This window comes from Streptomyces akebiae, assembly GCF_019599145.1.
Lineage (GTDB): Bacteria > Actinomycetota > Actinomycetes > Streptomycetales > Streptomycetaceae > Streptomyces > Streptomyces akebiae.
Window position 1 is genome coordinate 5,802,074 of the sequence record NZ_CP080647.1, and the last position, 26,862, is coordinate 5,828,935.

Here is a 26,862-nt window from a genome sequence, read left to right on the forward strand (position 1 = left end):
TCCCCCGTGCTGACCTCTTCGGGTTGGGTCCGTGTCCTGCGCCTGCGCGACACTGGTCGAGTGATCGTCGAACGCGCGTATGCCCACCTCTCCTCGCACGACGAGGACGCCTGGCCCTGGTCGGTGCCCTGCGTCCGGCAGTTGCTCGACGAAGGGCTGCGGTTCACCGCGCCGGTGACCTTTCTGGTCGGTGAGAACGGCTCGGGGAAGTCGACCCTGGTCGAGGCGTTGGCCGAGGGGTTCGGCCTGGACTCCTACGGCGGTTCCCACGACTGGCGCTACGCCTCCCCGCGTGGCAAGTCGGCGCTCGGCGAGCGGATGAGGTTCGACGCGGCCCCGCGCGGGCGCCGTATGGCCACCAGCTGGTCGGCCCGCAAGGGCTTCTTCCTGCGGGCCGAGACCGCGCTGGACGCCCTGGGCAGGGAGGGACTGTCGCCGGACTCGGTCAGCCATGGCGAGGGCTTCCTCGCGGCATTCCGCGGTAAGTTCCTGCACCCCGGGCTCTATGTTCTCGACGAGCCGGAGGCCGCGCTCTCCTTCTCCTCGTGCCTCGAACTGATCGGGCACATCGACCGGTTGGCCAAGGAGGGCGGCCAGGTCATCTGTGCCACGCACTCACCCTTGCTGACCGCCCTGCCGGGCGCGGACATCGTCGAGGTCGGCGAGCACGGCATGCGGAGGGTCGCCTGGCGGGAGCTCGGCGTCGTGGATCACTGGCGCCGCTATCTCGCCGACCCGCACGCCTATCTGCGGCACATCGTCGAACCGTAGGGGCGGTCCCCCTCGACTGTTCGCCCGGGCAAGGTACCGGTCAGGGCGGACCCGGCCGGAGCCCTTGCCGGTCGATGCCTCTGGGGCGGCCGGCCGCGCCCGCTGCCGGCCGCCGGACGGACCCTAGCCGCGCAGATCCACCCGTACCGTCAGCAGGTGCGAGCCCAGGACGCGTACCGCCGCGCTGTTGGCACGGGGCAGGGTGCGCAGGCGGGCGATCGGGTCGTCGTCGGGGAGGAGGTGGGCCGTGCCCTCGTGCCAGCGGCCCCGGATGCGGACGCGGACCGAGGGGTCGGCCTTGATGTTGCGGATGTAGTGGGACTTCTCGCCGTACTCGGAGACGAGCCAGAACGTGTCGCCGACACGGCGGCCGCCGATGGGGGTGCGGCGGGGGAGGCCGGAGGTGCGGCCGGTGGTCTCCAGGACGGTCTGGAGCGGCACCCTGCGCAGGAGCGGGTTGGCGACGTGGCGCTGGAAGGCCGTCACGACGCGCTGTTTGCGATCGGTTTCGCGGGACATCGGCGTGGTTCTCCTCGGGGCGTGGGAGGTACGGAGTACAGGATCGGGTGCGGGGCGAAGGCGGTGGATGGTCGGTGCGGGTCGTGACGTGGAACCTGTGGTGGCGGTTCGGGCCGTGGCAGGAGCGGCAGAAGGCGATCCTCGCCGTGCTGCGTGAACTGCGGCCCGACGTGGTCGGGTTGCAGGAGGTCTGGGAGCAGGAGGGAGGGGGAGAGGGAGAGGCGAGCGGCACGAACCGGGAGAACCTGGCCGGTTGGCTCGCCCGGGAACTCGGCATGCACTGGACCTGGGGCGAGTACGGCGACCCCGAGCGCTGGCAGCGGCGGATCGGGGACCCGGGTGTCCGGATCGGTGTCGCCGTGCTCAGCCGGTGGCCCGTGCTGGAGCGGCACGCCATCGGGCTGCCGACGGCGGAGGGCGGCAGCGGGCGCGGCGCGCTCTACGCCCTCCTCGACGCGCCCGGCGCACCCGTCCCCTTCTTCACCGCCCACCTCAGCTCCGAGACCGCCGCATCCGCGCAGCGCTGCCGCCAGGTCACCGCGCTGTCCGAGTTCGTGGCCCGGCACCGGGGCGGCGACACCGGCCACCCGCCCGTGATCACCGGCGACTTCAACGCCTGGCCCGACTCCGACGAGATCCGGCTGTTCGGCGGTTACAAGACCGCGCCCGCCGTGCCCGGCCAGTGCTTCTTCGACGTCTGGGAGTACGCCGAGCCGGGCGCCCCGTCGGCCACCTGGGACCTCGCCAACCCGTACGTCGCCGGGTCGTACGGGCCGAGCGTACGGGTCGACTACATCCATGTCGGACCGCCGGGGCCCGGTGGACTCGGCCACGTACGCGCCGTACGGAGGGCGGGCGACGGCCCCGTCGACGGCGTATGGCCCTCCGACCACGCGGCCGTCGTGGCCGACCTGGCGGACGACGGCGCGACAAGGACCCCGCCCGGGGCCGGGGCCGGGGCCGGAGTCGGGGCCGGGACCGGCGGTGGGGCCGGGTCGCACTGAAACCCCCGGCCCTGGCCCCGGCCCCGCCGCCCGACGTGCTACGGCTACGGCTTCCGGCCCACCCCGCCGTGCTGTCCGATCGGCTTCGGCTCGCCCGTCGTCGTGTCGTCCGGGTGCCACAGGGGTACGGAGACGACGCCCGGGGGGAGCAGGTCGAGTCCGTCGAAGTAGCCGGTGATCTGGTCGATCGGGCGGAGGAAGTACGGGACGGCGCCCGTCTCGTTGTACGCGTCCTGGGCGCGCTCGTAGTCGGGATCGGTGCCCCGGGAACCCTCGTTGATGTTGAGGTAGCTGCCCGAGGGGAGGCCGGCGAGCAGACGGCGCACGATGTCACGGGCCTCCTCGTAATCGGAGACGTGACCCAGGATGCCGCTGAGGATCAGCGCCGTCGGCCGGGACAGGTCCAGCGTCTCGGCGGCGGCCGCCAGGATGCGGTCCGTGTCGTAGAGGCTCGCGTCGACGTACGCGGTGGCGCCCTCGGGGGCGGAGTAGAGCAGTGCGCGGGCGTGCGCGAGGACCATCGGGTCGTTGTCGACGTAGACGATCCGCGCCTCCGGCGCGCTGCGCTGGGCGACCTGGTGGGTGTTGTCGGCCGTGGGCAGCCCGGTGCCGACGTCCAGGAACTGCCGGACGCCCTCCACCTCCACCAGGTGCCGGATGCTGCGCCGCAGGTACGCGCGGCTGCTGCGGGCGATGGTCACGATGCCGGGGAAGGCGCCGGCGTACGCGTCGCCGGCCGCCTCGTCCACCGGGTAGTTGTCCTTGCCGCCCAGCCAGTAGTTCCAGATGCGGGCGGAGGCGGGCACCGAGGTGTCGACCTTCTCCTTCGCCGCAGGAGCCACCGCCGGGTCGGGCGTTGTCGCGTGATCGGTCATGGGCGCCGTCTCCTCCGCCGTGCGGGTGCGTCGGCACAGAGACAGACGCACGTGTTGTGTCGAGCCAAACCTAAAGCCCAACACGAGTATTTCGTACGAGGGTTCCCCCTACCTAGTGCCTGTCGCGGCACTAGGGCCCTGGCCTAGGGCCCTGGCCCGAACCGCTATCGCCGCCGCCCGAGGAAGATCGGGTTGGTGAAGGCCGCCAGCGGGCCGGGGAAGCCCGGGACGATCGGCGGCCGGCGGACCTCGGCGCGTACGTACGCCGCGTACGAGGCCGTCGTGCGCCACTGGGCCGAGCCGGTGCCCGACGCCGGGATCTCGGCCGAGGTGAACAGGACGCCCTGGTCGGTGACGAAGCGGATGGTGCACCCGGCGGAGCACGTCGCCTCCAGGCGGACGGTGACCGGGGTGTCGGAGTCCACCTTCAACCGCTCACCGATGCCCGCGTGTTCGCCCCGCGCCCCGGACGCCGTGAACGACACGGACACCTCCTTGGACTCGGCGACGTACGAGCGGCCCGCCCGCAGTCCCTCCTGGATCGCCTCCCGGCTCAACTCGTCCGCCAGGACGACCGTCTGGGGGCGGCCGACGGGGTCGGGATCGCGGTGGGCGTCGCTGTTGCCCATCGCCGGGATCCAGTCCTGACGGCCCTCGCGGACGGCCGCGACGAGCATGCCGTCCCAGTCGGCGAGCGCCACCTCGTCCTCCGGCGAGTACGCCCCGTTCCACACCTCCACCGCGTCGGCCTCGCCGAAGCCGAACTTCCAGTTGCAGCCGATGCAGGTGGCGTGCGGATGGGCCGGGACCACCAGGCCCCCGGCGCGGCGGATCTGCCGCGCGAACGTGCCGAACCGGTTGTCCCGCGCCCGGTAGCGCCAGTCGACGAACGTGCCCGGATCGATCCCGAGCGCCACGACGTGACCGTTGCGGGTCGTGACCTCCTCGCCCAGCATGATGAGCAGGTCGTCCCCCGCGTGCTCGGCCCAATGGGCGTGCGCGGACTGGGTGTTGTGCTCCGAGCTGTTGATGAAGTCCAGCCCCGCGGCCCGCGCGAGCGCCGCGAGTTCGGCGGGCGTACGGCGGCCGTCGGAGTACCAGGAGTGCAGATGGCAGTCGCCCCGGTACCAGGCCCGGCCCCGGCCCTTGGCCCGCTCCGGCGGATACACCGGCTTCACCACCGCGCCCGGCCGCCCGTAGGTGAGGGTGATCGTGATCTCGTACGGCAGCCCGTCCGGTGCCACCGTGTACGGGCCCAGCGCGATGTGCCAGGTGCCGGGGCGTACGGGGCCCGGGATGTAGCCCGGGGTCGCCTCGTCCGAGCGGATGAAGAACTCGGTGCGCGCGCCGCCCGACCAGCCTCGGAAGCCCTTGCCGCCGAGTTCCGTGCCGCGCTCGTCGAAGACACCGATGTCGAGCGCGTTGCCCATGGTGCCGGCCGGGACGGTCGTTCTCTCGTAGGTGTAGGAGACCCTCAACTCCCTCACGCCGGAAGGTACTTCGACCGGCAGATACACGAAATCGGGGGAGCCGGTGGGGAGGGTTCCCCTGATCGTCCTTGTCTCCTGCTCGCCGTCCGCGGCCTCGGCGCCGCTCGTCCAGAAGGTCACGCTTCCCAACGTAAGCGCGGCCGCGGCCGACGTCACGAACAGCGCGCGCCTTCCGAGTCCGTTCCCGTCACCGTGGTGGTCGTCGCACATGCTGCTGCTCCCCGGTCGGTCGTGAGTGACATGGCGTGGGTGGTGCTGCCGGTGGTGCGTGGTGCGTGGCGATGTGTGCGGTGGTGCATGGGGGTGGTGCGTGGCGTGGTGCGTGCCACCTTCGTATGCGGTGGTGAACTGCGGGGCAAGGGAAGGGAATCGCCAGTTTTCGAGGAGAGCGGGAGAGCGCGCGCGTGTGGACACCGACCTGTCTGCTGGGCGGAGCCGGTATCACCGACCGGGTCGCCCATGGCCACGACGCGGACCGGTTCGTGGAGATCGGCTCGCTCACCAAGGTGCTCACGGGCACCGTCCTGGCCCGGCTGGTGGCGGAGGGGGACCTGGGCTTCGACACCCCGCTGGAGGAGTGCCTCGACGAGGTGCCGAGGGGGACCGGTATCACCCTCCGGCACCTCGCCGAGCACACCTCGGGTCTGCCCCGGCTGCCCGTGGGGCCCGACGACCTGCCCACCGGTCCGCCCGACGACCCGTACGTCGGCTTCACGGAGACGGCCCTGCGGGAGTCGCTGCGCGACCTGGACCGGCTGACGGCCGGGCGGTCGGGCCGGGAGGAGTACTCCAACCTCGGCTACGCCGTGCTCGGGCTCGCGCTCACCACCGCGACAGGGTGCTCGTACCAGCGACTGCTGGACACGCACGTCCTGGTGCCGCTCGGGCTGGGCGCGGGGGCGATGACGGCGAGCCCACCGGAGGGGCGACGGCTCGTGCCGCGCGACCTGTTCGGCCGCCCGCGTCCCCTGTGGACGCTGACCGGTGCGATCCTGCCGGCCGGCGGGCTGTGGTCCAGCTGTCGGTCGCTGGCGGACCTCCTGGTCGCCCTGCTCGTGGAACGCCGGTTCGGCGACCCGGCGCCCTCCTGGCTAGGAGGCCCCTCCCTCCGGTGGCACGACGGCGTCACCCGTGGCTCGTCCGTCGTGGCCGCCGCGTACGACGACGGTCGATGGGTCCTCGTCCACCGCCTCGGCGACGTGGCCGGCACGGGCGACCTCGCCGAACGCGCCCTTCGCACGGCCACGCCACCACCGGCCGGCCTGCTCCGCTGAGCGCCGGCCGGCCCGCTCCGCGCAGTGCCGGCCGGCCGACGCCCCTCACGAGCGGCCGCCGGCCGGCTCCCCTAAGTGCCGACCGGTCGGTATGGACATCCCTGTCCCGAGCGGCTACAGATGACACATGCGCATCTCCGTGACGATCTTCCTCACCGACGAGACGATCACTCCGACCCGGCTCGCCCGTGAGCTGGAGCAACGCGGTTTCGCGGGGCTCTACCTCCCCGAGCACACCCACATCCCCGTCGAGCGGACGACCCCGTACCCGGCCGGCGGCGACCTGCCCCGCGAGTACGGCCGCACCCTCGACCCCTTCGTCGCGCTCGGCCAGGCGGCCGCCGTCACCGAGCGGCTGGGGCTCGGCACCGGGATCACGCTGGTCGCCCAGCACGACCCGATCGACCTCGCGAAGCAGATCGCGACCGTCGACCACCTCTCCGGAGGCCGCCTCACCCTCGGCCTCGGCTACGGCTGGAACGTCGAGGAGGCCGCCGACCACGGGGTCGAGTGGCGCACCCGGCGGGAGCTGGTGCGGGACCGCATGGCGCTGATGCGGGCACTGTGGGCGGAGGAGCCGACGGCGTACGAGGGGGAGTTCGGGAGCGTGCGCGCGAGCTCCGCGTACCCGAAGCCGGTGCAGAAGGCGCGGGGGCCGGTGGTGGGGCCGCGCACGCTGATCGGCGGGGCCGCTGGGCCGAAGCTGTTCGCGCACATCGCCGAGTACGCGGACGGATGGCTGCCGATCGGGGGGCGGGGGCTCGGGGAGGCGCTGCCGGTGCTGCGGGCGGCGTGGGCGGACGCCGGGCGCGATCCCGCCGGGTTGCAGGTGGTGCCGTACGCGGTGCAGCCGAGTGCGGGGAAGCTGGCGTACTACGCGGAGTCGGGGATCGAGGAGGCCGTGGTGCAGCTGCCCCCGGCGGGCGAGGCCGAGGTTCTGGGACTGCTGGACGAGTACGCGGTGTTCCTGGGGAAGGACGCCTGAGGGCTCGGGGCCAGGGGGCGGCGCCTCCCCCTCGGGCTCAGCGCCCGGACGTCATCGGCCGCGTCCTCCCGGGAGGACGCGGCCGATTCGGGGTGCCGTCAGGCGTTGCCGGTCACTTCCCGGCGGGACCCACCCGGATCGTGACCGTGGAGCCGTCCTTGGCTTCCTTGACGATCTGGATCCTGGTGTTGGTGTTGGTGATCTTGACGCCGCCCGTGGGGTTGTTCTTGTCGTAGTAGGTGTGGGTGCGGTCGTTGAAGACCGACACGCCCTTCTTCGACGTGACCTTCAGCGTGACCTTCTTGCCCCAGTGCAGCGTGAAGGCGTCCGTGCGGCCCAGGGTGAACGTCGAGTCGTGCGTCTGGTGGTCGTTCCCGGCCAGCTCGCCGTCGGACCACTTCAGGGCCTTCGGGTGGGCGTCCACCGGCAGCAGCAGGCCCACACCGGGGTGCCGGCTGGTGTTGTTGTCCAGCTGCGAGGTGTCCCACTTCCAGATCAGCAGGCCGTTCTGGTACGGGTAGCGCTCCACCCAGCCCGGGGCCGTGGAGTTGATCGCGAGCTTGAGGGCCTTGTCGTACGACACGTACTGGCGGTTCTCGGCGATGTAGTACTGCTCGTGCTCCGTGGTGTAGGAGCCGCCGAAGCGGGAGAAGCCGGCTGCCGTCCAGGCGGGGTCCGCGGTCTCGGCGTTGTCCGAGAAGAGGGGCGTGCCGTCGGCCGTGACGGTGATCCGGTCGGCGACGAAGCCCTTCTGGGCCACGTACTCGTCGGTCTTGTAGCGGAAGCGCAGGTCGATCTTCCGGCCGGCGTAGGCGTCCAGGGGGTACGACAGCTTCCTGAAGGCGTCCGTCGTGCCGTCCAGGGCGGGCCTGCCGCCGCTGTCACGGCTGATCGGCTGGCCGTCGGCGGTGCCGTCGATCGCGGTCCAGGTGGCGCCGCCGTCGGTCGAGACCTCGGTGTAGAGGTAGTCGTAGTCCTTCTCGATGTCCCACCAGCCGTCGAACGTCAGGGCCGCGGCGGTCCTGCCGGTGAGGTCCACGGAACGGGTCAGCGTGGCGGACAGGTTGTTCGCGCTGCCGCTCCACCACTGCCGCGAGCCCTCCACGGGCTTCACGACCTCGACCTTCACCCGCTTCTTGGGCAGCTCGACCACGAGGGCCTGCTTGTCCTTGGTGTTGTACTCGGCGACGCCCAGCGTGTGCGTGGACTTCTTCCCGGCCTTGGCCTTGGCGTAGTTCAGCCAGCCGAGCTGCAGCTTGTCCCAGGCGGTCATGTCGCCGGGCAGGTCACCGATCTCGGTCCTGCTCCGGCCGAGCCATGAGCCGCCCGACATCAGGGTCCAGGCGCCGGTGGAGTTTTCGCCCTCGCCGCTGGTGTCGTAGTGGTCCGGCAGGCCGAGGTCGTGGCCGTACTCGTGGGCGAAGACACCGAGGCCGCCGTTCTCCGGCATGACCGTGTAGTCGCCGACCCAGATGCCGGTGTCGCCGATCGGGGCGCCACCGCGCTTGTTGCCCTCGGGGCCGGTCTTGTCCCAGTCGTCGCTGAACGCGTACCAACGGTGGGACCAGATGGCGTCCTCGCCCTGTGCTCCGCCGCCGGCCTCCTCGCCCTCACCGGCGTGCACGATCTGGAAGTGGTCGATGTAGCCGTCGGGCTCGTTGAAGTCGCCGTCGCCGTCGAAGTCGCCGCGGTCCCAGACGTCGAACTTCGCCAGGTCCGTCTTGATCTCGGCGTCCGTGCGCCCGGCGGCCTTCTGCTGCGCGGCCCAGGCGGTGACGCCGTCGGCGACGAACTGCCAGACACAGGTGTCGGGCTCGCACTTGTTGGAGCCGTAACGGGCCGCGTTGTAGGGGACCTTGACCCAGTCCCCCACCTCGCCCTCGATCGAGTAGCGGCCCGAGGACTGCTTCTCGTAGTACTTCTTCATCGACTCGGTCTTCTTGCCCGTGCCGAAGAGCATCTGCTCGTAGTGCTCGCGGTTGTAGTCGGCCTTCCAGGCCGTCGTGTTGTTCTTCTTGCGGTCGGGCTTGGCTATCCGGTTGTGCAGCGGGCCGGGCGTGCCGCCGTAGGTGCTGTCCGTCTGGTCGCCGAATTCGACCAGGACCGTGAAGATCCGGTCGGTCTTCTCGCGGCCGAGCTCGACGTACTTGGGGTCGCCCTTCTCGCTCGTGAGCCGCACCACCTTGGAGCCGTCACGGTTCTTGACGGAGGCGTCGCCGGATATGACCTGCTTCAGGGCCTCCTCGCGCTGGGCGGCCTGTGTCCTGCTGAGCGGGCTACCGAGGTCGTGCCCGTGCTCGTGCTCGTGTGCGCCGTGGGTGTCATGGGCGTCGGCCGGGCTCCGGTGGCCGGTGAACGCGGCTGCCCCGTGGTCCTCGGCGGCCTGCGTGGTGGTGACGGTGGACATCGTGAACGTCGCCGCGGCGGTGGCCAGAGCCACACCGGTTGCCGCGGCCCTGAACGTCCAGGGCTTGCTGGTCACTTGTGGGGGGTCCTTCCTGAACGCGGTCGGCCGTGCGGGCATGGCGGACCGTCCTCTTCCGTGACGCCCGTGGCCTGTGACACGCGTGATGGTTCAAGTGAACGTATTCGATCGGAAGTTGAGAAAAAAAGAAAGTTCGCAGTCGCGCATGGCACGAGTAACTGCATAGGAAAACAGCCATTGTTCGGCTTGCGCACAGAGTGTTCACCGGTCTCTCACCGGCCAGCGATTACCCCTCGGTAATTACCGACCGGTAATTGCGGTCGGCCTTTCGACGGATATCGCGGGAGCTATTTCTGGCCGGTTATCGCCGGTGTCGGGTCGTCGGCGGGATCGCCTGCCGCGACGTCGCCGATTACACCGTGTAACGAAACTCGGTCCATCCGGCCCGCCGTGGCTGTCTGGGCCGATCCGGTCGCTCGTATGCTCGATGGATGACGACTTCCGCGACCTCCGGAAACGGACCCACCGGACCCACCGGCCCCACCGAGAACTCGATGCGGCGCGCACTCAAACGCGCCCGTGACGGTGTGGCGCTCGACGTGAGCGAGGCGGCGGTGCTGCTCCAGGCGCGCGGCGCGGATCTGGAGGACCTGGCCGCTTCGGCGGCGCGGGTACGGGACGTGGGGCTGGCGGAGGCCGGCCGGCCCGGCGTCATCACGTACTCGAAGAGCGTCTTCATCCCGCTCACCCGGCTGTGCCGGGACAAGTGCCACTACTGCACGTTCGTCACCGTGCCGGGCAAGCTCCGCCGCGCCGGGCACGGGATGTTCATGTCGCCGGACGAGGTGCTGGACGTGGCCCGCAAGGGGGCCGCGCTCGGCTGCAAGGAAGCGCTGATCACGCTCGGCGACAAGCCGGAGGACCGCTGGCCGGAGGCGCGCGAGTGGCTCGACGCGCACGGCTACGACGACACGATCGCGTACGTGCGGGCCATCTCCATCCGCATCCTGGAGGAGACCGGGCTGCTGCCGCACCTCAACCCCGGCGTGATGTCGTGGACGGACTTCCAGCGGCTCAAGCCCGTCGCCCCGTCGATGGGGATGATGCTGGAGACCACCGCCACCCGCCTGTGGTCCGAGCCGGGCGGCCCGCACCACGGCTCCCCGGACAAGGAACCGGCCGTCCGGCTGCGGGTGCTGGAGGACGCGGGCCGCTCCTCCGTCCCCTTCACCTCCGGCGTCCTCATCGGCATCGGCGAGACGTACGAGGAACGCGCGGAGTCCCTCTTCGCCCTGCGGAAGGTGTCCCGCGCCTACCACGGCATCCAGGAACTGATCATCCAGAACTTCCGCGCCAAGCCGGACACCGCGATGCGCGGCATGCCCGACGCGGAACTGGACGAGCTGGTCGCCACCGTGGCCGTCGCCCGGCACATCATGGGCCCGGCCGGCTGCATCCAGGCCCCGCCGAACCTGGTCGACAGCGAGTACGAGCGGCTGATCGGCGCCGGGATCGACGACTGGGGCGGGGTGTCCCCGCTCACCATCGACCATGTGAACCCCGAGCGCCCCTGGCCGCAGATCGAGGAACTCACCGAGCGGTCCCGGGCCGCCGGCTTCGACCTGCGCGAACGCCTCTGCGTCTACCCGGAGTTCGTGACCCGCGGCGAGCCGTGGCTGGACCCGCGCCTCCTGCCGCACGTGCGGGCCCTCGCGGACCCGGAGACGGGGCTCGCGCTGCCGGACGCGGTGGTGGAGGGCCACCCGTGGCAGGAGCCCGAGGAGGTCTTCGTCGCCGCCGGCCGTACGGATCTGCACACCGCCATCGACACCGAGGGCCGTACCGGCGACCGCCGCGAGGACTTCGACTCCGTCTACGGCGACTGGGGCGCCCTGCGCGAGGCGGCGGCGCCGGGCATGGCCCCCGAGCGCATCGACACGGACGTGCGGGCGGCGCTGGCGACGGCGGCCGACGACCCGACGAAGCTCACGGACGGCGAGGCCCTCGCCCTGCTGCACGCGGACGGACCGGCGCTGGACGCGCTCACCCGGATCGCGGACGACGTCCGGAAGGCGGCGGTCGGCGACGACGTGACGTACATCGTCACCCGGAACATCAACTTCACGAACGTCTGCTACACCGGCTGCCGCTTCTGCGCCTTCGCGCAGCGCCGCACGGACGCCGACGCGTACACGCTCTCCCTCGACCAGGTCGCCGACCGCGCCCAGCAGGCCTGGGACCTCGGCGCGGTCGAGGTCTGCATGCAGGGCGGCATCCACCCCGACCTGCCGGGCACGGCCTACTTCGACATCGCGCGGGCCGTGAAGTCCCGCGTCCCCGGCATGCACGTCCACGCCTTCTCCCCGATGGAGGTGGTGAACGGCGCGACCCGCACCGGGATGTCGATCCGCGAGTGGCTGACCGCCGCGAAGGAGGCGGGGCTCGACTCGATCCCCGGCACGGCGGCGGAGATCCTGGACGACGAGGTCCGCTGGGTCCTGACCAAGGGCAAGCTGCCGACGGCGACCTGGATCGAGGTGGTGACCACCGCCCACGAGCTGGGCATCCGCTCCTCCTCCACGATGATGTACGGCCACGTCGACCAGCCCCGCCACTGGCTCGGCCACCTGCGCACACTGGCCGGGATCCAGCAACGCACCGGCGGCTTCACGGAGTTCGTGACGCTGCCCTTCATCCACACCAACGCGCCCGTGTATCTCGCGGGCATCTCCCGCCCCGGCCCGACGATGCGCGACAACCGCGCCGTCACCGCCATGGCCCGCCTGCTCCTCCACCCCCACATCCCCAACATCCAGACCAGCTGGGTCAAACTCGGCACGGAGGGCGCGGCCGAGATGCTCCGCTCGGGCGCCAACGACGTGGGCGGCACCCTGATGGAGGAGACCATCTCCCGCATGGCCGGCTCCTCCTACGGCTCCTACAAGTCGGTGAGGGACCTGATCGCCGTCGCGGACACGGCGGGCCGCCCCGCCCGCCCCCGCACCACGCTGTACGGGGTCGTCCCGGAGGAACGGCAGAAGGCGGCCCAGGTCTCCGACGGTCATCTGCCTGAGCTGCTGCCGGTGTTGGACTGACACACCCGCGACGAACCGGCCGGAAAACCCTTTCTACGGTGTCTGTGTCCCCTGTTAGCCTCCACCGTCCCGTGCGACCCACGGGTCATGGGGAAGGTTCACAGGGGAGGGGACAGTTGGTGGGGTTGAAGAGATCCGGCGGCCGTGCGCTGCTGGCGATGGGCTGCTCCGTGGCGGCCATGATGGCGACCACGTCCGGAGTGGCCCACGCGGCGGAGAACCCGCCGCCCGAGCAGCCGCTCGTGCGGGATCTGAAGACGGGCGGCAAGGCCTGCGGAGCCGGTGAGCGCAAGGCGTACATCGCCGATCCGCAGCCTCAGGTCAACGCGGTCATGTACGACACCGGCGGTGGCGCCCTCGGCGGGGACTTCGAGTTCTGGTGGACGGACGCCGAGGGTGCCGAGCAGCGCAGGACCCTGACGACCACCTCGAAGTGGTCGGGCACACCGTTCACCCTCAGGCTGCCGTGGGAGGACCTTCCCGCGAACACCGTCGTCTCCTGGCACGTCCGGGCCGACGACGGTACGTCGAAGTCGCCGTGGAGCTCCGAAGGAGACGGCTCCGCCTGCGAGTTCGTCATCGACGACGTGAACCCGCAGAAGGCAGTGGTCAGTTCGCCCGAGTACCCGCAGGACGTCCTCTGGGTGGACGGCGTCGGCGTGTACGGCCACTTCACCATGGACTCGCCCTCGGACGACGTCGTGGCCTACACGTACGGCTTCATCGGCGGCCCGTACGGCACCGTCCGGCCCGACGAGCCCGGCGGAGCCGTCACCATCCCCTTCCTGCCGCTCGACTCGGGGCCCGACCGGCTGACGGTCCGCGCGATCGACCGGGCGGGGCGCAGCAGCGGCGAGACCTCCTACAGCTTCTACGTGAAGTCCGGCCGCGCCCCCGTCGCCCACTGGAAGCTCGCCGACCCGGCCGGTGCGACCACAGCCGCGGCCGAGAACGGCACCGCCGCCGAGGCCGGCGCGGGCGTGACCTTCGGCGGCCCGGCGCCCGGCGGCACGGCTCTCGCCTCGACGGCGACCCTGGACGGGAGCAGCCACGGTTACCTCACTCCTGGTGCCCCTGTCGTGTCCGACCCCCGGAAGACGTTCGCCGTCAGCGGTTGGGCGCGGCCCGCGCAGACCGACCGGAACATGACCGTCGCGGCTCAGGACGCGGGGGACACCACGGCCTTCGCGCTCGGTGTCGACGCCCGGGGCGAGGCGCCCCTCTGGTCGTTCACCGTCGGCGGCGCCCGGATGACGGGCGGCGCGCCCGAGGCCGGGGAGTGGGCCCATCTGCTGGGCGTGTACGACGCCGAGACCGGTGAGGCGCAGCTGTACGTCAACGGCCGGGCGGTCGGCACGAAGACCGAGGCGGCGCCCGGCGCGGACGCCGGCGCCTTCCAGATCGGGCGCGCCCGGGACGGGCAGGGCTACCACGACCGCTGGCACGGCGAGCTCGGCGACGTCAGGGTCCACGACCGGGTCGTCGTCCCGGACGAGGCCGCCGAACTGGGGTACCGCAAGCCACGCGCCCTCGGCCACTGGTCGCTGGAGAACGCGACGGACGGGGTCAGCCCCGAGCAGGACGGCGGAACGCCGCTGCAGTTGGGCACGGGCGCGACGATCCACCGCGGCCCGGACGGCTCCTGCGTCCCGGACCTCGACCCCGACTGCCCCGAGGTGCCGTACGCGCTCGTCGGTGACGGCCATCTGGCGCTCGACGGCGAGAGCGGGCACGCGGCCACCCGGCGGCCCGTCGTCGACACCTCCGACAGCTTCTCGATCGGCGTGGTGGTACGCCTCGCGGACGCCGAGCCGACCCGCCCGATGACCGTGCTGTCCCAGGGCGGTGAGCACACCGACGTGTTCCGGGTGCGGTACGAGCCCTCCACGCACGCCTGGCAGCTGATCATGCCCAACGCGGACGAGCCGGATGCCCCCGAGACCGTCGTGGCGCAGTTGGCGATGGCCGACGGCGGCGAGGGGCAGGGTCACCGGATCGCGGTCGTCTACGACGACGCCACCGACAGGATCAAGCTCTTCCTGGACGGTGAACTCGCCACCGGGGCCACGGCCGACCTCGCGGACGGCCTGCCCAGCACCGGCCCGTTGCAGGTCGGCCGGGCCCAGGTCGGCGACGGCTGGGGCGAGTACCTCCACGGCGACGTCGACGAGGTGCACGCGTTCGCCGGCGCCCTGAAGGACAGCCAGATCAACGGACTGGGCTGGGGCACCGAGCCCTGCCTCTGCTGAGCGACGTCTCCCGGACTGCCGGCGGTCCACCGACCGCCGGCAGTGGGCGGGTCGGCCGTCCGGGCCTGGTTCCTTCAGCTCGCCTTGGTCTCGTTCGTCGGCAGGTACGTCACCAGCAGGACCACTCCGCTCAGCAGGAACACGCGCAGGGCCGCGTCGAGGCCGTTCCAGTCGCCGGACTGCCACATGACGAACCATTCGCCGCCGATGGCCATGAAGCCGGCGCCGAAGAGGAGGAGGACCATGAGGAGGCCGAGGGTGCTGTAACGGCGGGCCGTGTGGAAGGTGCGGTGGCCGAGGGCGCGGGCCCAGAAGTAGGTGGCCGCGATCAGGACCAGGGCCGAGACGGTCTCCCAGACGATGATGAGGACGTAGGCCGCGTCCTGGACGCCCTTCGACTCGATGGCCCGCCACATCAGGTCCTCGTCCTTGAACGTGGTGTCCATGGCGAGGACATGGCGGACGAACTGCTGGTTCGTACCGAAGTCGGTGATGTTGCTGAACGCGACGAGCGCCATGTAGAGGGCGACCGTGCCGACGAGCAGGGTGGAGGCAAGGGGGAGAAGTGAGCCGCGGGGGGTCTGGGATTCAGCCATGGTCCAACTATGTGCGTGAGCATGGATCATCCCCAGGCGTTTTTCGGCGCGTTGGATCACAATGAGAGCCGCCGATGGCGGAAAACCGTGGAGATCCGTGGAGATCCATGGATGGTCGGACGATGGTCGGAGGAGTTCGCATGGGGCGCGCGCAGCCGCCGATTCCCACGATGCAGGAGCTGATCCGGCGGCGCACCCGCCAGGGCTTCGTCGGCCGTGGCAGCGAACGGGCAGCGTTTCGAGCCAATTTCGATCTGCCCATCGAGGACGAGCGACGGCGCTTCCTCTTCCACGCGCACGGCAACGCGGGCATCGGAAAGACCTTCCTGATCAGGGAGTTGGAGCAGATCGCCCAGGAGCGCGGTGCCCTCACCGCGTACGTCGACGACGGCGTCGGCAGCGTGCCGGAGGCCATGGCCGTCATCGCGGACCGCTTCGCCCGGCAGGGACACCGGTTCAAGGAGCTGGAACGGCTGCTGGCCGCGCACCGGGAGCGACGGTACGAGGCCGAGCTGGCCGCCGCCGTGGCGCTGTCCGAGCCGGAGGGCGAGCCGGGCGGGCAGAGAGGGCAGGGGGAGTCGGGGGAGTCGGGGGAGGAGGGCGGGTCCGGGGGCGCACCGTCGGGCCGCACCGGAACCGCCGAGCCGTCCGCGGCGAGCCTGGCCGCCGCCCGGGCGACGCTCGTCGCGTTGGGCCTCGTCCCGGTGGTCGGCCCCTTCGCCGGCGCCGTCGATCCGGCTCAACTCGTCCGTCAGGCAGCCCGTTTGCGAGCGGGACTCGGATCGCGTGCGCGCGGCCACGAGGAAGCCGAGCTGTTGCTCAACCCGGAACTCGGCCTCACACCCGCGCTGTTGGAGGCCTTGGCTGCGGTCGCCGCCGAAGTGCCCTGGCTGGTACTCCTCTTCGACACCTACGAACGGACCGGCGCCTTCCTCGACCCGTGGCTCCACGACCTCGTCTCCGGCGACCGCTACGGCCCCCTCCCCGGCAACGTCGTCCTCGTCACGGCGGGCCAACGCCCGTTGGACGCCGCCCGCTGGGGCGGCCTCACCGACTTCGTCCTCGACCTGCCCCTGCGGCCCTTCACGGAGACCGAGTCACGCGGCCTCCTCGCCGCCAAGGGCGTCCTCGCCGAGCCCGTCGTCGACGAAGTCCTGCGGCTCACCGGTGGGTTGCCCGTCCTGGTCTCCACCCTCGCCGAGGCCCGGCCCGCCGACCTCGACGACCTCGCCGAGACGGGCGACGCCAGTGCGATGGCCGTGGAGCGCTTCCTGAAGTGGGAGGCGGACCCGGTGCGCCGGGCCGCCGCACTGACCTGCGCGCTGCCCCGGTGGCTGGACGCGGACGTCTTCCGGGCCGTGGTCTCCGGGGCGGGTGAAGCGACGGACCGGGGCGCAGGTTCGGACGGCGATGGTGCCCCGGGCGCGGGCGCGGGCGCGGGGGCGGGGGCGGACGACGGTGGTGCTCCCGGCACGGGGACGGACGGACACGTCGACGGCGGCTCGGACGCGCTGTTCGCCTGGCTGCGCGCCCTGCCCTTCGTGACCGATCGCGGGGACCGGGTGGTGTTCCACGACGTCGTACGGGCACCGATGGTCAGGCTGCAGCGGCTGCGGTCCCCCCGGCGCTGGAGCGAGCGGCACCGGCGGCTGGCGGACGCCTTCGCCGGGTGGCGGGCGGAGACCGAGATCGCCACGGAGGCGGAGGCGGAGGCGGAGGCGGAGGCCGGCCGGTCGGGCGGGGAGTCGCGGGACGGTGAGCGGTGGGGTGGTGAGCGGTGGCGGGAGCTACGGCTCGCCGAGGCGTACCACCGGCTGTGCGCGGGGGAGCGCGGGGCGCTCGCCGGGGTGCTGGGAGCGGTCGTGGACGCGTGCGGGGAGGGGGAGGCGGTGGCCCGGCGGTGGGCCGAGGCCCTCACGCAGGCGGGCCAGGACGCCGCCGACGAGGACGCGGCACGCTGGGGGCGCGACCTGCACGGCGCGCTGGAGCGCGGCGGCGTCCACGACGCGCTGGGTGTCCTGCTGCTCCGGGCCGGTCTCGACGCACGGCGGGAGGCCTACGCGCGGGCCCTGCGGGGGCGCGCGCTGCACCGGGACGGGGCGCACGAGCGGGCGGTGACCGAGTACGACCAGGCGCTCGCCCTCGACCCCGCCTCGGTCACGGCGTGGCAGGGCAGGGCGGTCGCGCGGGCGCACACCGGGGACTACGCCGCGGCCGTGGCCGACCTCGACCGCGCCGACGCGCTCGTCCCCGACGACGTGAACACCCTCGTCCTGCGGGGCGACTACCACCGCCTCCTCGGCGACCCCGACGCGGCGGTCGCCGACCTCGACCGGGCGGTGGCCCTGGACCCCGTACGCCGCTCGACCTGGGCCTCGCGGGGAGCCGCCCGGCACGCGCAGGGCCGCCTCGACGAGGCCCTCGCGGACCTGGACCGCGCCCTGGAGCTGGACGGGGCGTACGTCTGGGCTCTGCTGCGCCGGGCGCGCGTACGACGCTCCCGGGGCGAGCACGAGCGGCAGCTGGCCGATCTGCACCACGCCGTGGCCCTCGACCCGGACGCCCCCCTGCCACGCTGTGAACGGGGGGACGCCCTGCGCGGTGCCGACCGCGACGAGGAGGCCCTGGCCGACTACGACCGGGCCATCGCCCTCAACCCGCTGTACGCCTCCGCGTACGGCGGCCGGGGCGTCTCCCACGCCAAACTCGGCCGCCACGGCGCTGCCCTCACCGACCTCGACACCGCCCTGGCCCTCCTCCCCGACTACCCGTGGGCCCTCCGCCACCGCGCGGCCCTCCACCTCGAACTCGGCGACGCGGACAAGGCGTTGGCCGACGCGGAGAGGGCCCTGGAGCTGCGGCCCGGCGACGCGGCGATCGCGGACGTACACACCCGGGCCGCGCAAGCGGTGACGGTGGCCCGTACGACAGCGGGCCGGCCGGCGCGGTGAGGAGCGGGGCCTTGAGGGTGGCCGCGAAGGCTGTCGCGAAGGCCGCCGCGAAGGCTGCTGTTCAGGGGCGCGGATTCTCCAGTTCTCCGGGAATCGGACCCGGTTACGGCGGCTGTGCGCATCCGCCCGTTTGACGACTGGAGGAGATCGAGGGTTGTGGTGCACGAGACGTTTGAGGCTCGTCCGGAGCCCTGAACGGACCGTTCCCGTTCTATTACAGTGCTGGACTGTCGAGCCGTACGGGCGTACGGATGTACTGACGTACTGACGTACGGATCGGGCAGGGGCCGTGAGGAGGCCGGGGTGGGTGCGACAGCCGGTGCCGTCTGGGGGCGTGTCGAGCAGCAGGATTTCCGCAGCCGGGTGCGCGGAACGCTGCTGGGCGCGGCCATGGGCGACGCGCTGGGCGCGCCGGTCGACCAGCTCACCCTGGCGCAGATCGGCGAGGCGTACGGCCCGGAGTGGCTGACCGATCTGGCCTCCGCGTACGGCAGACGCGGCGCGATCACCGACCTCACGCAGCTCACCCTGTTCACCGTCGACGGCCTGATCCGCGCCCAGGTGCGCCGGGACACGGGCGTCTGGCACCCGCCGACCGATCTGCACCGGGCGTATCTGCGCTGGTCGGCGACCCAGCGGGACTGGGGGCCCGACGAACGCCGCAAGGACGACGGCTGGCTCGCGCGCGAGGAGTGGCTCTACGCGCGCCGCGACCCCTCCCTGATCTGCCTCCTCGGCCTGGGCGACGGGACCATGGGCACCCTCGACGCCCCCAAGAACCCCGGCGCGTCCGGTGCCGAGGCCGCCGCCCGCTCCGCGCCCTTCGGCCTTCTCGTGGGCTGGGAGCCCCAGTTGGTCTTCCAGCTGGCCGTCGAGTGCGCGGCCCAGACCCACGGTCACCCCGTCGCGTACCTGTCCGCCGGCTCGTACGCCGTCATCGTGCACGCCCTCGCGCGCGGCGAGAGCCTCGACGCCGCCGTCCAGAAGACCCTGGTGCTGCTGGCCGCCCGCCCGGGCCACCAGCCCGTCGCCGAGGCCCTCCAGCAGGCCGTCACCGCCGTCCGCCAGGGCACGCCGTCCCCCGCCGTGGTCGAGCGACTGTCCGGCGACGGCGCGGCCGCCGGGGTACTGGCCGTCGCCGTGTACTGCACCCTCGTCGGCGAGGACATCCGCCAGGGTCTGTGCCTCGCCGTCAACCACGGGGGCCCTTCGGGCGCGGCCGGCGCCCTGACGGGCGGCCTCCTCGGCGCCCTCCACGGGGAGACGGCCCTGCCGCCGGCCTGGCTCGCCGAACTGGAGGGCCGCCCCACCATCCTCGTCCTCGCCGACGACTTCGCCCTGGAAATGACCCAGGGCCCGGCCCTCCACGCCCCCGCCGGAGCGGTCCCAGGCTGGCTGACCCGCTACCCCCGAGCCTGACCCAGAGCCCCCGCGCACCCCTGGCCCACCCGAAAGGGGCGCGGGGAACTGCGCGCCCGGCCACGACGCACGCGCACCCGAAATACCCACGGAGCCCGGCGGACGCCGTACGCCCGCCGTGCCTGCACGCCTCACACCCCCGGCCCACCCCAGAGGGGCGCGGGGAACTGCGCGCCCGGCCACGACGCACGCGCACCCGAAATACCCACGGAGCCCGGCGGACGCCGTACGCCCGCCGTGCCTGCACGCCTCACACCCCCGGCCCACCCCAGAGGGGCGCGGGGAACTGCGCGCCCGGCCACGACGCACGCGCACCCGAAATACCCACGGAGCCCGGCGGACGCCGTACGCCCGCCGTGCCTGCACGCCTCACACCCCCGGCCCACCCCAGAGGGGCGCGGGGAACTGCGCGCCCGGCCACGACGCACGCGCACCCGAAATACCCACAGAGCCCGGCAGCGCCCGGCGCAAGCCCGGCGCAAACCCCGCGCAGCGGCGACGCAACGGCCGGGTAGCGTGGTGATCATGGCTGACTGGAACATACGTCCGGCCTCGGCGACGGACGTCGAGCCCGTCGCCGAGCTGCGCGCCGTGGTCATGCGGCCCGACCTCGAACGCCTCGGCCGCTACGACCCCGACCGCGTCCGCCGCCGCTTCCGCGACGCGTTCGACCCGGCCCACACCTGGATCATCGAGGTCGCCGACACGTTCGCCGGCTGCGTGGCCCTCCGCCCGGCCGCCGACGCGCACTGGCTGGAGCACTTCTACCTCGCCCCCCGCCTCCAGGGCACCGGCATCGGCACAGCCGTCCTCGGCACCCTCCTCACCCGTTGCGACCACGACGGCGTACCGGTCCGCCTGAACGTCCTCCAGGGCAGCCCGGCCAGACGTCTCTACGAGCGTCACGGCTTCCACGTGGAGACCGAGGACCCGGTGGACGTGTTCATGGTCCGCACGCCGCCCCGGCCGGCAGGCCCGCTCCCACTCCCACCGCCGTCGAAATAGCTTTCGTGCCGTGGCCGAGGCGTCCTACCGTGACCCGATGACCACCCAGATGATCATCCTCAACGGCGGTTCCAGCTCGGGCAAGTCCGGCATCGTCCGGTGCTTGCAGGCCGAACTGCCCGACCAGTGGCTCACGTTCGGGGTCGACTCCCTCATCGACGCCATGCCCGCGAGGATGCAGACGTCGGAGGGCGGCCTCGACATCTCCGCCGATGGCGCGGTCGCCGTCGGAGCGGACTTCCGCGCCCTGGAACAGGCCTGGGCCCGGGGCATCGTGGCCATGGCCCGCGCGGGCGCCCGCATCATCGTCGACGACGTCTTCCTCGGCGGAGCCGCCTCCCAGCAGCGCTGGCAGAAGCTTTTCGACGACCAGTACGGCCGGTCCGACCACGACGGCCACGACCGCCGGTCCGACCACGACGGCCCGCTGGGCGTCCTCTGGGTAGGCGTCCGCTGCGACCCCACCGCGGCCGCCGCCCGCGAGATCGCCCGCGGCGACCGGGTCCGGGGCATGGCCGTCGCCCAGGCGGACCTCGTCCACCGGGGCGTCCACTACGACCTGGAGGTCGACACCACCCACACCGAGTCCCTGACCTGCGCCCGCGCGATCGCGGCCCACGTCCGCCGACCCACGTGAGGGCCGCCCCGGTCACCCCGGGAACGACCCTCACGGCACCCTCCGTGCCGGCTTCCTCGCCCTCAGACCCCGCTGGGGCTGGACGCGTCCTTGCCCTGGGCCGGCACGGGGGCCACGGCCCCGGCCGCGCCCCGGCCGTCCCCGTCGCCGTCCGAGTTGATCGTCTCGATGATCGCGAGCCGCTCGGGAGTGTCCTCGGGCTTGATGAAGCCGATGACGATGTACAGGACCAACGAGACGGCCAGCGGGATGGACACCTGGAACTGCAGGGGCACGCCGCCGTCGAGGCTCCAGTGGATCGGGTAGTTCACCAGCCAGAAGGCGAACAGCCCGCACGCCCAGCTGGTGAGCGCCGCCGTCGGACCGGAGCGCCGGAACGGCCGCAGCAGGCCCAGCATCATCGGGATGGCCATGGGTCCCATCAGACCCGCCACCCACTTGATGACGACGGTGATGATGTCCTTGAAGGCGGGCGAGTTGACCTGGGTCGCCGCCGCCATGGACAGACCGAGGAAGACGACCGTCGTGATCCGGGCGACCCGCAGCCCCTGCCCCTCGCTCCAGCTTCGCGCCCGGCGCCAGATCACCGGCGCGCAGTCCCGGGTGAAGACGGCCGCGATGGCGTTCGCGTCGGACGAGCACATGGCCATCGTGTGGGAGAAGAAGCCGACGATGACGAGGCCCAGCAGCCCGTGCGGCAGCAGCTGTTCGGTCATCAGGGCGTACGAGTCGGAGCCGTCGCCCTTCTCCGACGTCACCAGCAGCGGCGACATCCACATCGGGAAGAACAGCACCAGCGGCCAGACCAGCCACAGGGCGGCCGACAGCCGGGCGGAGCGCTCGGCCTCGTGCGGGGTCGCCGTGGCCATGTAGCGCTGGGCCTGGTTGAGCATGCCGCCGTTGTACTCGAAGAGCTTGATGAACAGGAAGGCGAGGAGGAAGACCGTGCCGTAGGGGCCCACCAGCGGTTCGGCGTGGCCGTCCAGCTTCGGGTGGTCCCACACGCCGAAGAAGCCGCCGTAGTCGCCGAGTTTCGCCACCACGGCGATGAACATGGCGATACCGGCGAGGAGCTGGATGACGAACTGGCCCAACTCGGTGAGCGCGTCGGCCCAGAGTCCGCCGATCGTGCAGTAGACGGCCGTGATCGTGCCGGTGATCAGGATGCCCTGGTTCAGGGACACGCCGGTGAAGACCGACAGCAGGGTCGCGATCGCGGCCCACTTGGCACCGACGTCCACGATCTTCAGCAGCATGCCGGACCAGGCCAACGCCTGCTGGGTGCCCAGGTTGTAACGGTTCTTCAGGTACTCGAGCGGGGAGGCGACATGCAGCCGTGAGCGCAGCCGGTTGATCCGCGGCGCGAACAGCTTGGAGCCGATGGCGATGCCGAGGGCGATCGGGAACGACCAGGTCACGAAGGACGTGACGCCGTAGGTGTAGGCGATGCCGGCGTAGCCGGTGAACATCACCGCGCTGTAGCCCGACATGTGGTGCGAGATGCCGGAGAGCCACCAGGGCATCTTGCCTCCGGCGGTGAAGAAGTCGCTGACGTTGTCCACGCGCTTGTGCGACCAGACGCCGATCGCGACCATCACACCGAAGTAGCCGATGAGCACGGCCCAGTCGAGACTATTCATGGGCCCCCTTCCAGGGTCCGCCGCCAGGTTCAGACTTGGGTCAGGCATGTGAACTCTGGGTTCGGTGGCATGCCCACGGCAAGGAAGTGGAAGGTCAAGAGGAGGTAAAGAAGTTCCGGGCGATGACTTGGGTTTATGTATATGAACCTCGAATGGCCGAAAAGGATCACTGCCGCCGCACGGCGGAACACCGGCCGAGGCCGGGTCGGCACCCGGGTCGGCACCTCGGCCGACGCCGCGGTCAGCGCATCAGTTCCCCGGCGTTGACGAGCAGCGACTGGCCGGTGATCGCCCGTGCGCGGTCGGACGCCAGGAAGACCGCCGCGTCCGCCACGTCCCCGTCCGTGGCCAGCTCCGGCAGCGCCATCCGCTCGGTGAGCCGGCCCAGCACCTCCGCCTCGGGCACGCCCTCACCGTGCGCCGTGAACCGTACGTACGCCTCGACGGGCGGTCCCCACATCCAGCCCGGCAGCACGGTGTTGACCCGGATCCGGTGCGGCCCCAGCTCCCGGGCCAGCGAGTACATCGCACTGGTCAGCGCGCCCTTGGACGCCGCGTACGCCGCCTGCCGCACCTGTGAGGGCGCGGCCACCGCCGACTGTGTGCCGATGATGACGACCGAGCCGCCGCCGGCCGCCTTCAGGCCGGGCAGGCAGGCCCGGGTCATCCGCAGGGTGCCCAGCAGGTTCACGTCGAGGACCGCCTGCCAGGTGGCGAAGTCGGCGTCCTCCAGCCCTCCGAAGTAGCTGTCCCAGGCCGCCACGTGAACCACCGCGTGCACACCACCGAACCGCTCCCGCGCCAGCGCCGCGAGCGCCGAGCACTGTGCCTCGTCGGTGATGTCGGTCGCCCGGTACGCCGTGTGCGCGCCGTCCGGGTCCACGTCCGCCGCGGCCTTGGCGAGATTCGCCTCCGTACGCGCGCCCAGGACGGCGTTCCCGCCGTCCCGTACGACCGCGGCCGCGACCCGCTGGCCGAGGCCGGGCCCGACTCCCGAGACGACGACGGTCCTTCCCGCGAGCAGTGACATCGGAGACCTCCCGGCTCTGGCACATTATCTGACGGAGCGTCAGAGTATGGGCGACCGCAGGTGGACGGAAGGGAAAGCACATGAGCGAGGGGAAGCGCATGGGCGAGGGGAAGCACCTGAGTGGGCGCGAGCGCGGGAGCGAGGACACCCGCAGCGCCACGTACGCCGAACTGGCCGCCGTCGGCCCCTACGGCGTCCGCCCCGGCCACGCCCTGATCACGATGGTCGAGCCGCACCCGGGCCACGAGTACGCGTACAACCGCTGGTACGAGGACGACCACTACTACGCGGGCGCGATGGCCATGCCCTGGATGTTCGCCGGTCGCCGCTGGGTCGCCACCCGCGACCTCCAACTCCTCCGCGTCCCCGAGAAGTCGGCGATCGCCCAGCCGGTCACCGCCGGCTGCTACCTCTCCACGTACTGGATCACCGACGGCCGCTACGACGACCACATGCGCTGGACCGTCGCCATCAACAAACGGCTGAATCGCGACGCGCGCGTCTATCAGGACCGTACGCATGTCTTCACCGCGTTCCAGGACCACGAGGCGACCGTCTACCGCGACGGTGCCGCCGGGCCACGCGACGTCCACGCCCTCGACCATCCGTACGCGGGCCTCGTGCTCCAGGTCGTCGACGCCGAAGGGCCCGAGCAGCGGGCGGAGTTGCTGGAGTGGCTGCGGTCCCGCCACCTCCCGAAGCGGCTCGCCGGTTCACCGGCCGCGATGGTCACGGTCTTCCGGCCCACTCCGCTGCCCCTCGACCGGATGTCGTACGTCAAGCAGGTCGAGGGTGTCGACACCCGCCTGACCCTCCTCTGGTTCCTGGAGGCCGACCCACGCGACTGCTGGGAGGCGTCCTTCGGCGGACTGGGGGAGGCGGTCGCCGAAGGCGGGCTGGGAAGGCTGGAGTTGCTGGCACCGTTCGTCCCCACGGTGCCGGGGACGGACAGGTACGTGGACCGGCTGCGCTAGGCCCCCTGGCCGGGCCCAGGGACGTCCGGGCAAGGCCGAGCCCCCTCGGCCAGGACGGCGGGCCGGTCGAGAGGGCTCTGTCGGTGGTGCTTGTGGAGTTGTCGTTCAGGCGCTCGGTCGAGGGCCGGAACCGTGTCTCAGGCCTTGACCGAGGAGACGAAGGTGTTCCACGCGTCGGCGGGGAACGCCAGGGTGGGGCCGTCGGTGACCTTGGAGTCCCGGACCGCCATGGTGGACAGGACGGGGGACTTGATCTCGACGCACGCGCCGTTTCCCTGGGAGTAGGAGGACTTGACCCACCTGTCCGTGGCGCCTTGCTGAATTGCCATTTCTGCTCCGGTGCTGGTTCGTCGCTGAGTTGCTGTCGCCGCGCCGCGGGATCCATCGGAGCCCGCGGTTCGGTTTGCGCCAAGACTGGTGACCTCCTGGCGTGATCGACGCTACTCGTCAGCATCGGCAGACGAAGCGACTATTCACTCGTGCGGGTGGCATATTCCAATATGGTCTTCCATTGGGCCATGTGGAGGGTGTATCTTCCGGCGCTTCCTCGTTCAGGAGCTTTCCAGGGCGTCTGAAATCGCTCCGAGGGGCGAGAAGCGAGGCGCCGGCCGGGAGTTCGCTGTCCGGAGTCCGCTGTCGGGGAGTTCGCTGTCCGGGAGGAGATCAGCGCGCGTACTCCTTCGCGACGTTCTCGATGAACTGCCGTGACTGCTCCACGTTCAGCGCCTGGGCCCGGAGATGCTCGTACATGACGGTGTACTTCTGCACGTCGTGCGGCTTCTCCAGGTAGAGGTCGCTGGTCACCCCTTCGATGTACACCACGCTCGAATCGGCCGCGTCGACGAACTCCAGGATGGCGTACTGGCCGTTGATGCCCGGATGGGCTCCGACCTCGAACGGCAGCACCTGGACCGTGACATGGGGGACCTGGGACAACTCGATGAGGTGCTCCAGCTGTTCGCGCATCACCGACCGGGAGCCCACCACGCGGCGCAGGGCCGCCTCGTCCAGCACCGTCCACAGCCGCAGCGGGTTGGTGTCGGTGGTGACACGGTCCTGGCGCCGTATGCGCACTTCCACGCGCTTGTCGATCTCGGTCGTCGACGTCTCGGGCAGCGCGCCTCTGATGATGGCCTCGGCGTACGGGCGGCTCTGCAGCAGCCCGGGGACGACCTGGGGATCGTAGACCCGCAGCGATTCCGCGTCGGTCTCCAGACCGATGTAGACGCTGTACGGTACGTCCCCGAACGCGTGCCACCAGCCCTGCTGGCGGGAGTCCTTGGCCATCTGCATCAGGGAGTCGACGACTCTCTGGTCCTCGACCTCGTAGACACCGCAGAGGTCGCGGACGTCGCGCTGGCTGATGGAGCGGCGGCCGTTCTCCAGGCGGCTGATCTTCGACTGGGAGACCAGCAGTCGCTCGGCGACCTCTTCGGCGGTCATGCCCTTGAGCTCGCGGAGCCGACGCAGCTCCTGGCCCAACCGGCGTCGCCTGACGGTGGGATTGACATTGGACGCCACGGGACGTGCACCTCCGGCTGCGGGCCTCTACTTTGTGTATCTGTTGCTGAGCAGATTGCCACCAAGGTGCTGAGTACCGCTGGAAAACAGCGGATATGCGCTGCGCACGCGCCGTTTGCGCCGGTGCTTTCCCGTCGTGGAGGGATCTCCGCCGGATGTTCGCGGGACACCTGCGAGCGGGGCGCGAGAAAGGCGCGAGAAGGGCGCGAGAAGGGCGCGAGAAGGGTGCGGACATGCGGTCGCGCGGGGCGTGTGCGGCCGTACGTACGGCCGCACACGCCCCGCGCGAACCGGCGGCTCCCGGACGGGTTCTGGGGTCCCTGCGAGCGGTCCGGTGCCTGCGATGCAAGTGGTGCGGGCTGTGCGATGTGCGGGTGGTGCGGTTGCGAAGCGGTGCGTTGC

The 26,862-nt window shown here is 71.6% G+C and carries 20 protein-coding genes; 11 read left to right on the forward strand and 9 right to left on the reverse strand.

Translation table 11 applies throughout. The annotated features are described in order from the left end of the window. Positions 1-60: 60 nt before the first annotated feature. Positions 61-771, forward strand: a complete 711-nt coding sequence (locus K1J60_RS25095) for an AAA family ATPase (protein ID WP_220648149.1) — start codon at positions 61-63, stop codon at positions 769-771. 123 nt (positions 772-894) lie between these two features. On the opposite strand, the gene K1J60_RS25100 is transcribed toward K1J60_RS25095, so the two are convergent. Next, on the reverse strand, positions 895-1,290 hold the full coding sequence (locus K1J60_RS25100) for a nitroreductase/quinone reductase family protein (protein ID WP_220648150.1): 396 nt from the start codon (positions 1,288-1,290) through the stop codon (positions 895-897). A gap of 74 nt (positions 1,291-1,364) precedes the next feature. Between K1J60_RS25100 and K1J60_RS25105 the strand changes: the two genes are divergently transcribed. Next, on the forward strand, positions 1,365-2,294 hold the full coding sequence (locus tag K1J60_RS25105; protein WP_220648151.1) for an endonuclease/exonuclease/phosphatase family protein: 930 nt from the start codon (positions 1,365-1,367) through the stop codon (positions 2,292-2,294). Between the two features lie 44 nt (positions 2,295-2,338). On the opposite strand, the gene K1J60_RS25110 is transcribed toward K1J60_RS25105, so the two are convergent. Further along, complete coding sequence (locus K1J60_RS25110) at positions 2,339-3,169, reverse strand: SAM-dependent methyltransferase (RefSeq protein ID WP_220648152.1); 831 nt, start codon at positions 3,167-3,169, stop codon at positions 2,339-2,341. Between the two features lie 164 nt (positions 3,170-3,333). After that, positions 3,334-4,869 (reverse strand): CehA/McbA family metallohydrolase, encoded by a 1,536-nt coding sequence (locus tag K1J60_RS25115; protein ID WP_220648153.1) that lies wholly within the window; start codon positions 4,867-4,869, stop codon positions 3,334-3,336. A 194-nt stretch (positions 4,870-5,063) separates the two neighbouring features. Here K1J60_RS25115 and K1J60_RS25120 point away from each other — a divergent pair, with 194 nt between their 5' ends. Continuing rightward, positions 5,064-5,933 (forward strand): serine hydrolase domain-containing protein, encoded by an 870-nt coding sequence (locus tag K1J60_RS25120; protein WP_220648154.1) that lies wholly within the window; start codon positions 5,064-5,066, stop codon positions 5,931-5,933. Positions 5,934-6,060: 127 nt separating this feature from the next. After that, positions 6,061-6,918: an LLM class F420-dependent oxidoreductase gene (locus K1J60_RS25125; protein WP_033531853.1), complete on the forward strand. Its 858-nt coding sequence runs from the start codon at positions 6,061-6,063 to the stop codon at positions 6,916-6,918. A 112-nt stretch (positions 6,919-7,030) separates the two neighbouring features. Here K1J60_RS25125 and K1J60_RS25130 read toward each other — a convergent pair whose 3' ends face one another. Beyond that, positions 7,031-9,400: an immune inhibitor A domain-containing protein gene (locus tag K1J60_RS25130; RefSeq protein WP_220648155.1), complete on the reverse strand. Its 2,370-nt coding sequence runs from the start codon at positions 9,398-9,400 to the stop codon at positions 7,031-7,033. Positions 9,401-9,834: 434 nt separating this feature from the next. Here K1J60_RS25130 and K1J60_RS25135 point away from each other — a divergent pair, with 434 nt between their 5' ends. Both K1J60_RS25135 and K1J60_RS25140 read left to right on the forward strand, forming a co-directional pair. Continuing rightward, positions 9,835-12,438 carry a bifunctional FO biosynthesis protein CofGH gene (locus tag K1J60_RS25135; RefSeq protein ID WP_220648156.1) on the forward strand — a complete coding sequence of 868 codons (2,604 nt, stop codon included), beginning with the start codon at positions 9,835-9,837 and terminating at the stop codon, positions 12,436-12,438. Between the two features lie 158 nt (positions 12,439-12,596). Next, a complete protein-coding gene (locus K1J60_RS25140; protein ID WP_220651682.1) occupies positions 12,597-14,687 on the forward strand; it encodes a LamG domain-containing protein in 2,091 nt (696 codons plus the stop codon). Between the two features lie 74 nt (positions 14,688-14,761). Here the strand turns inward: K1J60_RS25140 and K1J60_RS25145 are convergent, their stop codons facing one another. After that, positions 14,762-15,283, reverse strand: coding sequence for a DUF2165 domain-containing protein (locus K1J60_RS25145; protein WP_220648157.1), 522 nt, complete (start codon positions 15,281-15,283; stop codon positions 14,762-14,764). 140 nt (positions 15,284-15,423) lie between these two features. On the opposite strand from K1J60_RS25145, the gene K1J60_RS25150 reads away from it, so the two are divergent. The 4 genes from K1J60_RS25150 to cpt all read left to right on the forward strand — a co-directional run bounded on the left by K1J60_RS25150 (position 15,424) and on the right by cpt (position 21,295). Then, positions 15,424-18,234, forward strand: coding sequence for a tetratricopeptide repeat protein (locus tag K1J60_RS25150; RefSeq protein WP_220648158.1), 2,811 nt, complete (start codon positions 15,424-15,426; stop codon positions 18,232-18,234). Between the two features lie 303 nt (positions 18,235-18,537). Then, on the forward strand, positions 18,538-19,653 hold the full coding sequence (locus K1J60_RS25155) for an ADP-ribosylglycohydrolase family protein (protein ID WP_220648159.1): 1,116 nt from the start codon (positions 18,538-18,540) through the stop codon (positions 19,651-19,653). 525 nt (positions 19,654-20,178) lie between these two features. After that, positions 20,179-20,658 (forward strand): GNAT family N-acetyltransferase, encoded by a 480-nt coding sequence (locus tag K1J60_RS25160; protein ID WP_220648160.1) that lies wholly within the window; start codon positions 20,179-20,181, stop codon positions 20,656-20,658. A 37-nt stretch (positions 20,659-20,695) separates the two neighbouring features. Beyond that, a complete protein-coding gene (gene cpt / locus K1J60_RS25165) occupies positions 20,696-21,295 on the forward strand; it encodes a chloramphenicol phosphotransferase CPT (protein WP_220648161.1) in 600 nt (199 codons plus the stop codon). Positions 21,296-21,357: 62 nt separating this feature from the next. Here the strand turns inward: cpt and K1J60_RS25170 are convergent, their stop codons facing one another. After that, positions 21,358-22,935, reverse strand: a complete 1,578-nt coding sequence (locus K1J60_RS25170; RefSeq protein ID WP_220648162.1) for a sodium:solute symporter family protein — start codon at positions 22,933-22,935, stop codon at positions 21,358-21,360. Between the two features lie 241 nt (positions 22,936-23,176). After that, complete coding sequence (locus K1J60_RS25175) at positions 23,177-23,965, reverse strand: SDR family oxidoreductase (RefSeq protein WP_220648163.1); 789 nt, start codon at positions 23,963-23,965, stop codon at positions 23,177-23,179. 98 nt (positions 23,966-24,063) lie between these two features. Here K1J60_RS25175 and K1J60_RS25180 point away from each other — a divergent pair, with 98 nt between their 5' ends. Then, positions 24,064-24,939: a hypothetical protein gene (locus K1J60_RS25180; RefSeq protein ID WP_220651683.1), complete on the forward strand. Its 876-nt coding sequence runs from the start codon at positions 24,064-24,066 to the stop codon at positions 24,937-24,939. Between the two features lie 137 nt (positions 24,940-25,076). On the opposite strand, the gene K1J60_RS25185 is transcribed toward K1J60_RS25180, so the two are convergent. Together K1J60_RS25185 and K1J60_RS25190 are read right to left on the reverse strand one after the other, a co-directional pair. After that, complete coding sequence (locus K1J60_RS25185) at positions 25,077-25,268, reverse strand: DUF397 domain-containing protein (RefSeq protein WP_033531860.1); 192 nt, start codon at positions 25,266-25,268, stop codon at positions 25,077-25,079. A 334-nt stretch (positions 25,269-25,602) separates the two neighbouring features. Next, entirely contained in the window at positions 25,603-26,460 is an 858-nt protein-coding gene (locus tag K1J60_RS25190; RefSeq protein ID WP_033531861.1) for a helix-turn-helix domain-containing protein, read from the reverse strand. Between the last annotated feature and the right edge of the window lie 402 nt (positions 26,461-26,862).

What these genes read in the sequence shown, in the direction of transcription:
- K1J60_RS25100 (WP_220648150.1), bottom strand. Translation starts at nt 1,290, where the DNA reads ATGTCCCGCGAAACCGATCGCAAACAGCGCGTCGTGACGGCCTTCCAG.
- K1J60_RS25110 (WP_220648152.1), bottom strand. Translation starts at nt 3,169, where the DNA reads ATGACCGATCACGCGACAACGCCCGACCCGGCGGTGGCTCCTGCGGCG.
- K1J60_RS25115 (WP_220648153.1), bottom strand. Translation starts at nt 4,869, where the DNA reads ATGTGCGACGACCACCACGGTGACGGGAACGGACTCGGAAGGCGCGCG.
- K1J60_RS25125 (WP_033531853.1), top strand. Translation starts at nt 6,061, where the DNA reads ATGCGCATCTCCGTGACGATCTTCCTCACCGACGAGACGATCACTCCG.
- K1J60_RS25135 (WP_220648156.1), top strand. Translation starts at nt 9,835, where the DNA reads ATGACGACTTCCGCGACCTCCGGAAACGGACCCACCGGACCCACCGGC.
- K1J60_RS25140 (WP_220651682.1), top strand. Translation starts at nt 12,597, where the DNA reads ATGGGCTGCTCCGTGGCGGCCATGATGGCGACCACGTCCGGAGTGGCC.
- K1J60_RS25145 (WP_220648157.1), bottom strand. Translation starts at nt 15,283, where the DNA reads ATGGCTGAATCCCAGACCCCCCGCGGCTCACTTCTCCCCCTTGCCTCC.
- K1J60_RS25150 (WP_220648158.1), top strand. Translation starts at nt 15,424, where the DNA reads ATGGGGCGCGCGCAGCCGCCGATTCCCACGATGCAGGAGCTGATCCGG.
- K1J60_RS25160 (WP_220648160.1), top strand. Translation starts at nt 20,179, where the DNA reads ATGGCTGACTGGAACATACGTCCGGCCTCGGCGACGGACGTCGAGCCC.
- cpt (WP_220648161.1), top strand. Translation starts at nt 20,696, where the DNA reads ATGACCACCCAGATGATCATCCTCAACGGCGGTTCCAGCTCGGGCAAG.
- K1J60_RS25170 (WP_220648162.1), bottom strand. Translation starts at nt 22,935, where the DNA reads ATGAATAGTCTCGACTGGGCCGTGCTCATCGGCTACTTCGGTGTGATG.
- K1J60_RS25175 (WP_220648163.1), bottom strand. Translation starts at nt 23,965, where the DNA reads ATGTCACTGCTCGCGGGAAGGACCGTCGTCGTCTCGGGAGTCGGGCCC.
- K1J60_RS25180 (WP_220651683.1), top strand. Translation starts at nt 24,064, where the DNA reads ATGGGCGAGGGGAAGCACCTGAGTGGGCGCGAGCGCGGGAGCGAGGAC.
- K1J60_RS25185 (WP_033531860.1), bottom strand. Translation starts at nt 25,268, where the DNA reads ATGGCAATTCAGCAAGGCGCCACGGACAGGTGGGTCAAGTCCTCCTAC.